This is a genomic window from Mesorhizobium sp. KR9-304 (assembly GCF_040049215.1).
Classification (GTDB): domain Bacteria; phylum Pseudomonadota; class Alphaproteobacteria; order Rhizobiales; family Rhizobiaceae; genus Mesorhizobium_K.
Window position 1 is genome coordinate 138,804 of sequence record NZ_JBDZDN010000007.1, and the last position, 14,588, is coordinate 153,391.

Consider the following 14,588-nt stretch of genomic DNA (forward strand, 5'->3'; position numbering starts at 1 on the left):
GGCGAATCCCGCCGCCGTCTCCCGGAAAGCCGCCATGACCTCCAGAACCTGCCTGTCGATCATCCTTGCCGCCGGCGAGGGCACGCGGATGAAAAGCGCAAAACCGAAAGTCCTGCACGAGATCGCCTGTTTGCCGATGGTCGCGCATGTCGCGGCCGCGGCGAAGAAGGCCGGCGGCGGCGATGTCGCGCTGGTCGTCGGGTACGGCGCGGACGAGGTGCGCAAGGCCGCCGCCCGACTGAACCCTGCGCCGGAGATTTTCGTCCAGGAGCAGCGCCTCGGTACCGGGCATGCGGTGCTGGCGGCACGCACGGCCATCGCGCGCGGCGATGACGACCTGCTTGTCATGTTCGGCGACACGCCGCTGATCGAGGCCGAGCCGCTGCTTGCTGCAAGGCAGAAGCTCGCCGAGGGTGCCGCGGTCGCCGTCGTCGGCTTCCGCCCCGCCGATCCGGCCGGCTACGGCCGCCTGATCGAGAAGGACGGCAAGCTGGTCGCCATCCGCGAGGTGAAAGACGCGTCGGAGGCCGAGAAGAAGATCGGCTTCTGCAATGGCGGGCTGATGGCGATTTCCGGCAAACATGCGCTGGCGCTGCTCGATGCGGTCGGCAACCGGAACGCCAACAGCGAGTACTATCTCACCGATATCGTCGAGATCGCGCATGCGCGCGGCCTCAACGTCGTCGCAATCGAGGCGAGTGCGGAAAGCGTGCTCGGCATCAACAACCGCGCCGAGCTGGCGCAGGCGGAAGCCATCTGGCAGCGCCGCCGGCGCCATGCCGCGATGCTATCAGGCGTCACGCTGATCGCGCCCGAAACCGTGTTTTTCTCGCACGACACCGAGATCGGCCAGGACACGCTGGTCGAGCCGAACGTCTGGTTCGGTCCCGGCGTGAAAATCGCATCGGGCGCGACGATCCACGCCTTCAGCCACATCGAGGGGGCAACGATCGCCACCGGCGCGCAGGTCGGACCCTTCGCGCGGCTGCGCCCCGGCGCCGACTTGCACGAAAAGGCCAAGGTCGGCAATTTCTGCGAGGTGAAGAAGGCGACCGTCGAGAAGGGCGCGAAGGTCAACCATTTGACCTATATCGGCGACGCGCGCGTCGGCGCCGGGGCCAATATCGGCGCGGGCACCATCACCTGCAACTATGACGGCTTCGGCAAGCATTTCACCGACATCGGGGCCGGCGCCTTCGTCGGCTCGAACTCGTCGCTGATCGCCCCCGTCACACTCGGCGACGGCGCCTATATCGCGTCGGGCAGCGTCATTACCGACGACGTGGAGGCCGACGCGCTGGCGTTTGGTCGCACTCGCCAGAAGACCATCCCCGGCAAGGGCAAGGAGCTGCGCGAACGCTTCGCGGCGGCCGCGGCGGCGAAGAAGAAATGAATCGATCCCGGTAACGCGATCTCAATGGCCCTGTGCCAGAAATCCGGCTGAAACGGAACGAAACGCAAATTGACTTCCGCCGCGTCCGGGCTCTCCGTAAATAGCCGTTGACGGCAAGTCGGGACGGAATCGGGCCGGGAATCGGGACAGGTCAGCATGTGCGGGATCGTAGCTATAGTCGGCCATTCGCCGGTTGCACCGCTCATCGTCGATGCGCTGAAGCGCCTCGAATATCGCGGCTATGACTCGGCCGGCGTCGCCACGATAGATCATGGCGAGCTCGGCCGCCGCAGGGCCGAGGGCAAGCTCGTCAACCTGGAACGCCGCCTGCAGGGCGAGCCACTGGGCGGCACCATCGGCATCGGTCACACCCGCTGGGCGACCCACGGCGTGCCCAACGAGACCAACGCGCATCCGCATTTCTCCAACGGCGTCGCCATCGTCCACAACGGCATCATCGAGAACTTCGCCGAGCTGCGTGAGGAACTGCAGCGCGACGGCTATGAATTCGCCTCGCAGACCGACACCGAGGTCGTCGCGCATCTCATCGCGCGCGAACTGGCCGGTGGCGCAAAACCCGTCGAGGCCGCCCACAATGCGCTGAAGCGCCTGCAGGGCGCGTTCGCGCTGGCCATCATGTTCACCGGAGACGAGGATCTGATCGTCGGCGCCCGCAACGGCCCGCCGCTCGCGGTCGGCCACGGCGAGGGCGAGATGTTCCTGGGATCGGACGCCATCGCGCTGGCGCCCTTCACCAACTCGATCACCTATCTCGAGGACGGCGACTGGGCGGTGGTGCGCCGCAACGAGATCACCATCTTCGACATGGAAGGACGCAAGGTCGAACGCAAGCGCCAGCAGTCGCTCGGCACCTCCTTCATGGTCGACAAGGGCAACCACCGGCATTTCATGGAGAAGGAGATCCATGAGCAGCCGGAGGTCATCGGCCACACGCTCGCCCACTATCTGGATTTCACCAGCGGCACCTCGAAGCCGCTCGACCTGCCCTTCGATTTCGCAAAACTCGACCGCATCGCCATCTCGGCCTGCGGCACCGCTTATCTCGCCGGCCTGATCAGCAAATACTGGTTCGAGCGTTACGCGCGGCTGCCGGTCGACATCGATATCGCCTCGGAGTTCCGCTACCGCGAGATGCCGATCTCGAAGGACAGCGCGGCCTTCTTCGTCTCGCAGTCGGGCGAGACGGCCGACACGCTGGCCTCGCTGCGCTATTGCCGCAAGGCCGGCGTGCCGATCGGCGCCATCGTCAATGTCCGCGAATCCACAATCGCGCGCGAGTCCGATGTCGTGTTGCCGACGCTTGCCGGCCCCGAGATCGGCGTCGCCTCTACAAAAGCCTTCACCTGCCAGCTTTCCGTCCTGGCGTCGCTCGCCGTTCGCGCCGCCAGCGCCCGCGGCACGATCACGGCGGACGAGGAGAGGGCGATGGTGCGCAGCCTCTCCGAAGCGCCGCGCTACGCCACCCAGGTGCTGAAGCTCGAAGGCCAGATCGAGAAGGTCGCGCGCGAGCTTTCGCACTACAAGCATGTGCTCTATCTCGGCCGCGACACCAACTACCCTTTGGCCATGGAAGGCGCGCTGAAACTCAAGGAAATCAGCTACATACACGCGGAAGGTTATGCGGCAGGCGAACTGAAGCATGGGCCGATCGCGCTGATTGACGAGAAGATGCCGGTGATCGTGATCGCGCCGCACGACCGGATCTTCGACAAGACGGTCTCCAACATGCAGGAGGTCGCGGCGCGCGGCGGCAAGATTATCCTGATCACGGACCGGAAGGGCGCCGCCAACGCCACCGTGAAGACGATGGAGACCATCGTGCTGCCCGACGTGCCGGAGTTCATCGCGCCGATTATTTACGCCCTGCCGATCCAGCTGCTCGCCTACTACACGGCGGTATTCATGGGCACCGACGTCGACCAGCCGCGCAATTTGGCGAAGTCGGTGACGGTCGAATAGCGGTTCATCGCACTCAAGCGATATCGCGATCTCGTCAAAGATTGTCGGGCCGTGTACTCATTGATCGGGAACGCGCGGAAAGCCTGTTGTGACGAACAAGGTCGATGTCCTTGATGCCGTCGTAGTCGGTGCCGGTTGGGCAGGGCTCGGCGTCAGCCATGCGCTGAAACAACAAGGCCTCAGTCATCACGTATTGGAACGGGGCCGCGTCGGCGAAACCTGGCGTACTCAAAGGTGGGACTCGTTCCGCATGAACACGCCAAACGTGCAGACCGTCATGCCTGGAGACAGCTATGACGGCACGGATCCCGACGGTGTTTTGACCCGCGACGCCTTTGTCGCGCTTCTGGAGGACTTCGCTCAGCGGAACAGTCTTCCAGTTGAGCAAAACTGCCCAGTGATCGAACTTGCCGCCGGACCAGAAAACGGAGTCTACCGTCTGACCACCTCGCGCGGGAAGCTTGCCGCGCGGAACGTGGTTGTCGCCAGTGGTAGCTTGAACGTTGCGCGGCGTCCACAGTGGGCGGCGGCATTGCCGCCCAGCCTTCATCAGATAGACGCTTCCGACTACCGCAGCGCAACCGATCTACAAAAGGGGGCGGTGTTGGTTGTGGGGGGCGGCCAATCGGGCTGTCAGATAGCCGAGGACCTGGCGGAGGCCGGGCGAACCGTTTTCCTTTCGACAAGCCGGATCGGCCGACTTCCGAGGCGTTATCGCGGACGAGACATCATGATCTGGCTCGTCCAGAGCGGGTTTCTTGACGTTCGGCGGGAGCAAATCATTCAAATGCTGGGCCGCATTCCAGCCAGGGGCGTTCTTGGCTCGACGCATACTATGAGTTTTCAGTCCCTCAGTGCTCGAGGCGTCGTCCTGCTCGGTCGGTTTACCGGCGTCCAGAATGTTGGCCAGCTCACCTTCACCGATGATGTGGATGACCATCTCCGCTTCGCGGACGAGGCGTCCGCGAACGTTAAACGACAGATCGACGAGTTCATCGCGCGTGCCGGAATCGACGCGCCCGCCGCGGAGCCCGATCCGGCGGAGATCGTCACTCCAAGGTTGCCGAACCCACCAATACACACGCTTGATCCCGCCGCGAGCGGCATTACGACGGTGATTTGGTGCACCGGCTTTCGGGGAGACTTTGGCTGGATGCAGCTTCCCGGAGTGCTCGATGCCGAGGGACAACCGTTGCAGGAGGACGGCGTCACGGCCCTGCCTGGCATATATTTCGCCGGCCTGGACTTTGGCTCGACTCGCAAATCGGGAATAATATTGGCGATCGCCGACGAGGCGCCCCGCCTCGTCGGACGTTCATCGGATGCGGGTCATGCGATACCTGCCGCGGGATCAGTTCCTTAACTTCGCTGTTCCAAAGCTGGCGCCGCTTCACTATCTTGCAGTGCGAGAGAAGCGGTGACCGATGTCTGAAACTCCGAGCGTCATATCCGGCATGACCCGGCTCAGGAACTATTTCCTGACCGGCTTCATCGTCAGCGCGCCGCTCGCCATCACGGTCTACATCGTCTGGTCGTTCATCGGCTGGATCGATTCCTGGGTGAAGCCCTATATCCCGACTGCCTACAGCCCCGACACCTATCTGCCTTTCGCGGTGCCGGGATTCGGCCTGCTGGTGGCGATCTTTGTCATCACCATGATCGGTTTCCTGGCGGCCAACATCGTCGGCCGGTCGATCGTTTCGGTCGGTGAGCGCCTGCTCGAGCGCATGCCGCTGGTGCGCGGCGTCTACAAGGCGCTGAAGCAGATATTCGAGACGGTTCTTTCCAACAAGAACGAGATGTTCCGGCAGGTCGGCCTGGTCGAATATCCGCGCAAGGGCGTCTGGTCGCTGGTTTTCGTCGCCACTGAAAAGATGACGGAGATCAACGCCAAGTTGGACAAGGAAGGCGACCCGCTGATCGCCGTGTTCATGCCGTGCACGCCGAACCCGACCACCGGCTTCCTGATGTATGTCTATCGCTCCGAGATCGTGCTCCTCGACATGACGATCGAGGACGGCGCCAAGCTGATCGTTTCTGCCGGCCTCGTCGCGCCGGAATACAAGCGCAAGGTGGTCACCAAGGACGGCGCGCCGATCGATGTCGCGCTGGCTAACCCGACGGTGGAGAAGGTCTCCAACGTCAGGTTCAAGTGAGACGCGCCACGTCGTAGGCCTCACCCCGCCCGCAACAACCTTACCGCCTCGTCGCGCCCGAACAGATAGAGCAGCACGCGCAGCGCCTGGCCTCGTTCGGTTTGGAGGTCGGGATCGCGGGCAAGGATGAGCCTGGCGTCGTCGCGCGCCACCTCCAGGAGGTCGGCGTGGAACTCGATGCGCGCCACCTGGAAGCCCGGCGTGCCGGACTGCCTTGTGCCGAGCAGTTCACCTTCGCCGCGCAGCTTGAGGTCTTCCTCGGAGATCAGGAAGCCGTCCTCGGTGTCGCGCATCACCGAGAGCCGCTTTTTCGCGGTTTCGCCGAGCGGGTCCTTGTAGAGCAGAACGCAGGAGGAAGGCTTGTCGCCGCGCCCGACGCGGCCGCGCAATTGGTGAAGCTGCGCCAGCCCGAAACGCTCGGCATGCTCGATCACCATGATCGTCGCGTCCGGCACGTCGACGCCGACCTCGATCACGGTCGTGGCGACGAGGATCTTCGTCTCGCCCTCCTTGAAGGCGCGCATCGCCTCGTCCTTCTCAGCGCCCTTCATGCGCCCGTGGACCAGACCTACGATGTCGCCGAACTCCTGCTTCAGGATTGCAAAGCGGTCCTCGGCAGAGGTCAGCTTGATCTCCTCGGACTCTTCGACCAACGGGCAGATCCAGTAGACCTTCTGGCCCTCCGCTACCGCGTCGGAAATCCGCCCGATCAGTTCGTCCAACCGGTCGAGCGGCAGTGTAACCGTGCGGATCGGCCGCCGCCCGGCGGGTTTTTCTGTGAGCCGCGACACGTCCATGTCGCCGAAGGCGGTCAGCACCAGTGTTCGCGGGATCGGCGTCGCCGTCATCACCAGCATGTCGGGCGCGTCGCCCTTGGCGGTGATCGCCAGCCGCTGGTGCACGCCGAAGCGGTGCTGCTCGTCGACCACCGCAAGCACCAGGTCGCGAAACTTCACCGGCTCCTGGAACAGCGCATGGGTGCCGACCACCATGTCGATCGACCCGTCTTCCAGCCCGGCGAGCGTGGCCGAGCGCTCGCGGCCCTTTTCGCGGCCGGTCAGGATCGCAACCTTCAGCCCGGCACGCTCGGCGAGCGGCGTGATGGTTGCCAGATGCTGCCGCGCCAGGATTTCGGTCGGGGCCATCAGCGCCGCCTGTCCGCCGGCCTCGACCGCGCGCGCCATGGCAAGCAGCGCAACGACGGTCTTGCCGGAACCGACATCGCCCTGCAGAAGCCTGAGCATGCGCTCCGGCTCGGCGAGGTCGGCGTTGATCTCGGCGAGCGCGAATTCCTGCGAGCCGGTCAGCGAATAGGGCAGGGCCTTGCGGATCGCGTCCTCGATCCTGCCGTCGCCCTTGAGCGGCCGGCCCGACAGCCGGCGGACATGCGTCCGGGTCAGCGCCAGCGAAAGCTGCCCGGCCAGGAACTCGTCATAGGCAAGCCTGCGCCACGCCGCACCTTCGGGCGACAGATCGATCGGATCGGACGGATCGTGCAGGCGCTCCAGCGCCGCCGCGAAGGCCGGAAAGCTATGCTTTTTCGCCACCGTCGGATCGAGCCAGTCGGGCAGTTCGGGGAGCCGCCCGAGCGCCTGGCCGATAGCCCGGCGCAACACCTTGCCCGACAGCCCCGCCGTCAGCGGATAGACCGGCTCGACCAGCGGCAGGCTAGCCGCGTCCGACAGCGGCGCGATGTGGTCGGGATGCACCATGGATGGCCGGCCGTTGAACCACTCCATGCGGCCCGACACGACGACATGCTCGCCGACCGGCATCTGCTTTTCCAGATAGGCCGCATGCGCGTGGAAGAAGGTCAGTGCGATCTCGCCCGTATCGTCATGCGCGTACACCCGGTACGGCACCGAGCGGTTGCCCCGCGGCGGCGGCTGATGCCGGTCGATCCTGACCTCCAGTGTCACGATCGCGCCCTCCGCGGCCAGCGCGATGCCCGGCCGGTTGCGCCGGTCGATCACCGAATGCGGCAGCACGAAGAGCAGGTCGCCGACCCGCGCCGACCGATCCCCCAGGTCCGCCGGCACCACCTTCTCGATCATGGTCGCGACCTTCGGCCCGACTCCCTCAAGCGAGGTGATCGGCGCAAACAGCGGGTCGAGCAGGGACGGGCGCATTTTGTCAGCTTAGGCGGCGCGGACGGCCCCGCAAAGCTGACAACGGCGTCTGTCCACGCTATATGCGCCGCTCATCATGGATTTGGACGGGCAATGAGCGGGACGGCGCGATCGAGCGAGGGACTGGACGGGCGGCGGCGCAAGCTCCTCTTCCGCTCCTGGCATCGCGGCATCCGCGAGATGGATCTGATCCTCGGCGGCTTTGCCGATGCCGCCATCGCCACCTTGACCGAAGCCGAACTGGACCAATATGAGCATCTGCTCGAACTGCAGGACGCCGACCTCCTGTCCTGGTTCACGCGCGAGCACCCCGTTCCCGCCGCTTTCGATACGCCCTTGCTGACGAAGATCATGGCCTCCCGGCCTGTGTGAAAAGCGATATCCGCCTGAAGATTGAATCCATGAGCCTGCTCGAAAAAATCGGCCTGCCCAAAGGCAGAACCGGCCAGTTCATCGTCGACGGCGTCGCCGACGGCTTCGAGGCCTTCGCGCTCGCCTCGGCGGCGGCCGAGGCCGCGCCCGACGGCCCGCTGCTCTTCGTCGCGCGCGACGGCCAGCGGCTGCCGGCGATCATCGAGGCACTCGCCTTTGTCGCGCCCGACCTGCCTGTCCTCGAATTCCCCGCCTGGGACTGCCTGCCCTACGACCGCGTCTCGCCCGGCGCCGACGCCGCCGCGCGCCGCCTCGACGGGCTGTCGGCGATGGCGGCGCTGCGAAAGGACCCGCACCGGGCGATCATCCTCACCACCGCCAACGCGCTCCTCCAGCGCATCCCGCCGGCAGAAGTGATCGAGGCACAGGCCTTTCGCGCAAAGCCCGGCAGCAACGTCAACATGAACGCGCTGATCGCGCGGTTGGAGAAATCCGGCTTCGAGCGCGTGCCGACGGTGCGCGACGTCGGCGAGTTCGCCGTGCGCGGCGGCATCCTCGACCTCTACGCGCCGGGCGCCGACGAGGCGCTGCGCCTCGACTTCTTCGGCGACACGCTGGAGACGATCCGCGCCTTCGACGTCGCCACCCAGCGCACCACCGGCACGCGCCCGCAAGTGTCGCTGCAGCCGATGACCGAGGTCACGCTGACGCCGGAGACGATCAGCCGCTTCCGCCGCAACTACATCGAGGCGTTTGGCGCGCCGTCGCGCGACGACGGCCTCTACGCAGCGATCAGCGAGGGGCGCCGCTTCGCCGGCATGGAGCACTGGCTGCCGTTTTATTACGACCGCCTCGACACGCTGTTCGACTACCTGCCCAGCGCGCCCGTCATCTTCGACCATCTCGCGCATGAGGCGATCGACGAGCGCCACAAGCTCATCCTCGATTATTACGAGGCGCGCCGCCAGCAGTCGGGCAGCGCGCTCAAGGATGCGGTCCCGTATAAACCAACGCCGCCCGGCCTGCTCTATCTGACGCCCGAAGACGTCGCCGCCACGCTGGCGGATCATCTCTCGGTCGAACTCACGCCTTTCGACACGCCCGACGCGGGCCTGCGCACGGTGCTGCATGCCGGCGCCCGCGCCGGCGAGAATTTCGCCGAGCACCGCGCCGACCCCAACGCCAACGTTTTCGACGCTGCGGTCAAGCACATCGCCGCCGTCCGATCGGCGAAACGGCGCGTCGTCATTGCCGGCTGGACCGAGGGCTCGCTCGACCGGCTGACGCAAATCCTCGCCGAGCACAATCTCGGCAACATCAAGCCGGTCGCGACACTGGCCGAGGTGGACAAGCTGGGGGCGGGGCAGGCGGGCGCCGCCGTCCTGCCGCTGGAATCGGGCTTCGAGACGGATCGTCTCGTGGTCGTCGCCGAGCAGGACATTCTGGGCGACCGCCTCGTGCGCCGCTCGAAGAAGCGGAAAAAGGGCTCCGATTTCATCGCCGAGGCCTCGGCACTGTCGGCCGGCGACATCGTCGTCCATGCCGACCACGGCATCGGCCGTTTCGTCGGGCTGAAGACCATCGAAGCCGCTGGCGCGCCTCACGACTGCCTGGAAATCCACTATGCCGGCGACGGCCGGCTCTATCTGCCGGTCGAAAACATCGAGCTTTTGTCGCGTTATGGCTCGGAGGGCACGGAAGCGGTGCTCGACAGGCTCGGCGGCGGCGCCTGGCAGTCGCGCAAGGCGAAGCTGAAGAAACGCCTGCTCGAAATGGCGGGCCAACTCATCCGCATTGCGGCCGAGCGCAAGATGCGCACCGCCGCCGCATTCAACCCGCCGGACGGCCTCTACGGCGAGTTTTCCGCGCGTTTCCCCTATGAGGAGACCGACGACCAGCAGACAGCGATCGACTCCGTTCTCGACGACCTCTCCGCCGGCCGTCCGATGGACCGGCTGGTCTGCGGCGACGTAGGGTTCGGAAAGACGGAGGTCGCGCTGCGCGCGGCCTTCGTAGCCGCCATGGAAGGCTTCCAGGTCGCTGTCGTCGTTCCGACTACGCTGCTTGCCCGACAGCATTTCAAGACCTTCTCGCAGCGCTTCTCCGGGCTTCCCGTCACCGTTCGCCAGGCTTCGCGCCTGGTCGGCGCGAAGGAACTTGCCGAGACGAAAAAGGGTATCGCCGATGGCACGGTCGACATCGTCGTCGGCACCCACGCCTTGCTCGGCAGCGCCATCTCCTTCAGGAACCTCGGCCTGCTGATCGTCGACGAGGAGCAGCATTTCGGCGTCAAGCACAAGGAGCGGCTGAAGGAGCTGAAGAGCGACGTGCATGTGCTGACGCTCTCGGCCACGCCCATCCCGCGGACGCTCCAACTGGCGCTAACCGGCGTGCGCGAGCTTTCGCTGATCGCTACGCCGCCTGTCGACCGCATGGCGGTCCGCACCTTCATCTCGCCCTTCGATCCGTTGGTCATCCGGGAGACGCTGCTGCGCGAGCGCTATCGCGGCGGCCAGAGTTTTTATGTCGTGCCGCGCATCAGCGATCTCCAGGAAATACATGATTTCCTTCACCAATCTGTTCCAGAGCTGAAGGTCGGGACCGCTCACGGCCAGATGCCGGCCGGCGAACTCGACGACATCATGAACGCCTTCTACGACGGCCAGTACGACGTGCTGCTCTCCACCACCATCGTCGAATCCGGGCTCGACATCCCGACCGCCAACACCCTCATCGTCCACCGCGCCGACATGTTCGGCCTGGCCCAGCTCTACCAGCTCAGGGGCCGCGTCGGCCGTTCGAAGCTGCGCGCCTATGCGCTGTTCACCCTTCCCGCCAACCGTAAACTCACCGACACCGCCGACCGCCGCCTGAAAGTGCTGCAGTCGCTCGACACGCTGGGCGCCGGCTTCCAGCTCGCCAGCCACGACCTCGACATACGCGGCGCCGGCAATCTGCTCGGCGAGGAACAGTCCGGCCATATCAAGGAGGTCGGCTTCGAGCTCTACCAGCAGATGCTGGAGGAGGCGGTGGCCGAGATCCGCGACACCGGCGAGCCGGTCGACGGCGGCTGGTCGCCGCAGATCACCGTCGGCACGGCGGTCATGATCCCCGAAAGCTATGTGCCCGACCTGCAGCTTCGGCTCGCGCTCTACCGTCGCCTTGGCGACCTTGAGACGACGGAAGAAATCGACGCCTTCGGCGCCGAGCTCATCGACCGCTTCGGCCCGCTGCCGGACGAGGTGCAGCACCTGTTGAAGATTGTCTTCATCAAGGTGCTCTGCCGCCAGGCGAACGTCGAAAAGCTCGACGCCGGACCGAAGGGTGTCGTCATCCATTTCCGCGAGAAGAAGTTCCCAGATCCTGTCGGCCTTGTCCGCTACATCGGCGAACAGGGTTCGCTGGCGAAGATCAGGCCCGACCAGAGCGTCGTCTTCATGCGCGACTGGCCGAACGCCGAGAAGCGCTTGGCCGGCTCGGCCGTCGTCATGACGCAGCTCGCGCGCATGGCGGCGAAGGCGGCGTAAAGCGATGCCCGGCGAAACGAATCTGCGAAAACTGCTCGGCTCCATGTCTCCGGAACTGCTGCCTGATATCTACGTCTTCGCAACGCTTCCGTCGGGTGCACCCGCGCCCGACGACCTCGATCCCGTCATGATCTTCCGCGAGCGCGAGGGCGCCACGCTCATCCTTCGCGAGGAAGAGGCGAGGGCGGCCGGGCTCGCCGCCGTCTTCCCGAGCCGGATGATCACGCTGAACGTGCACTCGTCGCTCGATGCCGTCGGCTTCATCGCGGCGATTGCGACACGTCTGGCGTCGGCCGGCATGGGCGTCAACCCGGTCGCGGGTTTCTTCCACGACCACCTCTTCGTGCCGGCCGAACGGGCGGACGAGGCGGTGGCGATCCTGAACGCGTTCGCGGTCGAGAACCGCTACTGACACGAGGTGATGCCTCAGCTCGCCTTTTCCAGGTCACCGCGCGCCTTGGCCGCCGCGATTTGCCTGATGGCGTCGGTCAGCGTCGAAACGTCCTGAGCGCCCATGACGGCGTATTTGCCCTCGAACAGGAAGCAGGGCACGCCGGTGACGCCCATGCGAGACGCGGTCGCAGCCTCGTTGGCCACAGCGTCGCGGTCGGCGTCGCTGGCGAGCAGGCTCTCGACCACCGCCGCATCCATGCCGGCCTCGCGCGCGGCCTCCACCAGAACCGCATGGTCGCCGATATTCCTGCCACGCTCGAAATAGGCCTTGAACAGGTCGCGCACCAGCTTGTTTTGAACCTCCGGGCCGCTGGTTCCCGCCCAGCGGATCACCCTATGCGCGTCGAGCGTATTGGGCGACACTTTGATCGCGTCGAAGGCATAGTCGATGCCTACGTCCCGGCCGAGCGCCTCGAGCCTGGCGTGCGCCTCGCTGAGACGGCTCTCGTCGCCGAACTTGGCGCGCATATAGGCCTTGCGGCCCATGCCCTCGGGCGGGATCGTCGGATCGAGCTGGAACGGCCGCCAGGTCACGGCGATATCCACATCGGGGGCGGCCGCAATCGCCTGGTCGAGGCGCTTCTGGCCGAGGAAGCACCACGGGCAGACCACGTCGGACACCACGTCGATCGTGAGTTTCAGGCGGTCGTCAGCCAATTTGTCCATCCTTCAATCCTGTTCGCGCCACCAGGTCGGCAGTTGCGATCCCTGCAGCGGCGTCATCTCCGGCCGTTCGATGCGTTTCCAGCGCGCGATCCATTGTTCCGGCTTGAAATAGAGGGGAACGACGTAGGCGCCACTCAAAAGTACGCGATCATAAGCCCGCACGGCATCGATGAAGTCGTCTCGCTCTCGCGCATTGATCAGCGCCTCGATCATCGCGTCGACCGCCGGATCGGCCACGCCCGCATAGTTGAAGGTACTTGGCGTGTCTCTGGCCGCAGAACCCCAACGACCGAGTTGTTCGACGCCCGGCGACAGCGACGGCGTGTAGTTGAAGAACATGGCATCGAAGTCGTAGTCCTTCTGCCGCTCAACGAACTGTGCCGCGTCAACCGACCTGATCGACACCGCTATGCCGAGCTTCGCCAGCGTCTGCTGATAGGCGATCGCTACCTGCTGGTTCTCGTTGCTCTTCAGCATGATCTCGAAGGTGACCGGCTTGCCGTCCGGCGCCATCAAGCGCCCATCCTTCAGCACATAGCCCGCCTCTTTCAACTTGCCGAAGCCGACGCGCATGAAGGCACGGTCGAGTCCGCTGCCGTCAGACACGGGCGGTGTCCAGCCATTGGCCATGATCTCCGGCGTCACGGCGGCGGGGAAGGGCGCCAGCAGCGCCCTCTCGGCCTCACTCGCCGGCCTGCCGTGGGAGGAGAGTTCCGAATTATCGAAGTAGCTCTTGGTGCGTGTATAGGCGCCGGAGAACAGCGTCCGGTTCGCCCATTCGAAGTCGAAGAGGTCGATCAGCGCGACGCGCAGCTTCGGGTTCTGGAAGACTGACCGTCTGGTGTTCATGACGATGCCGAGCATCCCCGACGGCAGCCGCGTCCTGATCGCCTCCTTGACGATGTCACCGCGCATCACCGCCGGGAAATCATACTGGCTCGCCCAGCGGCCGCTGTTCTCGTCGATGAACACATCGACCAACCCCTTCTTGAACGCCTCGAACATGGCATTCTCGTCCCGGAAATAGGTCAGCGTGACAGTGTCGTAATTATCGAAGCCCGTCTTCGAGGGGATGTCCTTCGCCCAGTAATCCGGGTTGCGCCGAAAGGTCAGCGAGTCGCCCGCCCTCACAGTTTCCAGCCGGTAGGGACCGCTGCCGATCATGGGCTTCAGCGTCGACTTGTCGAAGGTTTCAGGATCGATTGCGTGTTTGGGGAGGATTGGGGACAGGCCGAGGGTCAGCGGCAGCTCGCGGTCGGGCTGCTTGAAGGTAAAACGCACACCACGCTCGCCCACCTTCTCGATCTTGGCTAGCCTGCTCGCGGTCACAGCGAAGGGGCGCGGCAAACCCTTTTCTGCCAGCAGTTCGAACGAAAATATCACGTCCTCGGGCGTCACCGACTGGCCGTCGGAAAACTTGGCACGCTCATCGAGGGTGAATTCAGCGAAGGTACGGTCATCGTCCGTTTCGATCGTCTTGGCCAGCAGAGGATACATAGTGAAAGGTTCGTCGGCGGAGCGCATCATCAGCGACTCGAAGACGTTGTTGCCAAAGATGAGATCGCGGCTGCCGCGCGCGCCGCTGCCCTGCACGATGAACGGATTTATGCTGTCGAACGTGCCGATCCAGGCATAGTTGACCGCGCCTCCCTTCGGCGCATCCGGATTGGCATAGGGCAGGTGCGTGAAATCGGCTGGCAGCGCCGGCTCGCCGTGCATGGCGATGGCGTGGGAAGGCTGGGCGCCGGCGGTCGCGCCCCACGGCAGCGCGGACAGAACCAGCATCAGGCTCAGAACCAGGCGTCGCATGAAAAGTCTCCCGAAGCGCGGGCCTTGTTGATTCGCCGCCGAACCTATCACGGCTCGGCGACAAGTGGCTTGCGCGCGGAAAAGGCTGCGCCGGACTGGATTC

The 14,588-nt window shown here is 65.0% G+C and carries 9 protein-coding genes and 1 pseudogene; 7 read left to right on the plus strand and 3 right to left on the minus strand.

Features of this window, described 5'->3' with window-relative positions; all coding sequences use genetic code 11:
- Window positions 1-34 precede the first annotated feature (34 nt).
- From glmU to ABLE71_RS24790, 4 genes and pseudogenes are all read left to right on the plus strand, one after another.
- Window positions 35-1,393: a bifunctional UDP-N-acetylglucosamine diphosphorylase/glucosamine-1-phosphate N-acetyltransferase GlmU gene (gene glmU / locus ABLE71_RS24775; protein WP_348786147.1), complete on the plus strand. Its 1,359-nt coding sequence runs from the start codon at window positions 35-37 to the stop codon at window positions 1,391-1,393.
- 156 nt (window positions 1,394-1,549) lie between these two features.
- On the plus strand, window positions 1,550-3,373 hold the full coding sequence (glmS, locus tag ABLE71_RS24780) for a glutamine--fructose-6-phosphate transaminase (isomerizing) (RefSeq protein WP_348786148.1): 1,824 nt from the start codon (window positions 1,550-1,552) through the stop codon (window positions 3,371-3,373).
- A gap of 88 nt (window positions 3,374-3,461) precedes the next feature.
- Window positions 3,462-4,736, plus strand: a complete 1,275-nt coding sequence (locus tag ABLE71_RS24785; protein ID WP_348786149.1) for an NAD(P)/FAD-dependent oxidoreductase — start codon at window positions 3,462-3,464, stop codon at window positions 4,734-4,736.
- Window positions 4,737-4,797: 61 nt separating this feature from the next.
- Window positions 4,798-5,598, plus strand: a pseudogene (locus ABLE71_RS24790) (DUF502 domain-containing protein).
- Here ABLE71_RS24790 and recG read toward each other — a convergent pair.
- Window positions 5,550-7,658, minus strand: a complete 2,109-nt coding sequence (gene recG, locus ABLE71_RS24795; RefSeq protein ID WP_348786150.1) for an ATP-dependent DNA helicase RecG — start codon at window positions 7,656-7,658, stop codon at window positions 5,550-5,552. The pseudogene ABLE71_RS24790 and the gene recG sit on opposite strands and share 49 nt — an antisense overlap.
- Window positions 7,659-7,751: 93 nt before the next feature.
- On the opposite strand from recG, the gene ABLE71_RS24800 reads away from it, so the two are divergent.
- From ABLE71_RS24800 to ABLE71_RS24810, 3 genes are read left to right on the plus strand one after another with little or no spacing between them, the layout of a single operon-like run.
- The gene (locus ABLE71_RS24800) at window positions 7,752-8,030 is read left to right on the plus strand and encodes a succinate dehydrogenase assembly factor 2 (RefSeq protein WP_348786151.1); all 279 of its coding nucleotides are present in this window, start codon (window positions 7,752-7,754) and stop codon (window positions 8,028-8,030) included.
- Between the two features lie 29 nt (window positions 8,031-8,059).
- On the plus strand, window positions 8,060-11,557 hold the full coding sequence (gene mfd, locus ABLE71_RS24805) for a transcription-repair coupling factor (protein WP_348786152.1): 3,498 nt from the start codon (window positions 8,060-8,062) through the stop codon (window positions 11,555-11,557).
- 4 nt (window positions 11,558-11,561) lie between these two features.
- Window positions 11,562-11,969 carry an ACT domain-containing protein gene (locus tag ABLE71_RS24810; RefSeq protein WP_348786153.1) on the plus strand — a complete coding sequence of 136 codons (408 nt, stop codon included), beginning with the start codon at window positions 11,562-11,564 and terminating at the stop codon, window positions 11,967-11,969.
- 14 nt (window positions 11,970-11,983) lie between these two features.
- Here ABLE71_RS24810 and ABLE71_RS24815 read toward each other — a convergent pair whose 3' ends face one another.
- Together ABLE71_RS24815 and ABLE71_RS24820 are read right to left on the minus strand one after the other, a co-directional pair.
- The gene (locus ABLE71_RS24815) at window positions 11,984-12,676 is read right to left on the minus strand and encodes a DsbA family oxidoreductase (protein ID WP_348786154.1); all 693 of its coding nucleotides are present in this window, start codon (window positions 12,674-12,676) and stop codon (window positions 11,984-11,986) included.
- A 3-nt stretch (window positions 12,677-12,679) separates the two neighbouring features.
- On the minus strand, window positions 12,680-14,485 hold the full coding sequence (locus ABLE71_RS24820; RefSeq protein WP_348786155.1) for an extracellular solute-binding protein: 1,806 nt from the start codon (window positions 14,483-14,485) through the stop codon (window positions 12,680-12,682).
- Window positions 14,486-14,588 lie beyond the last annotated feature (103 nt).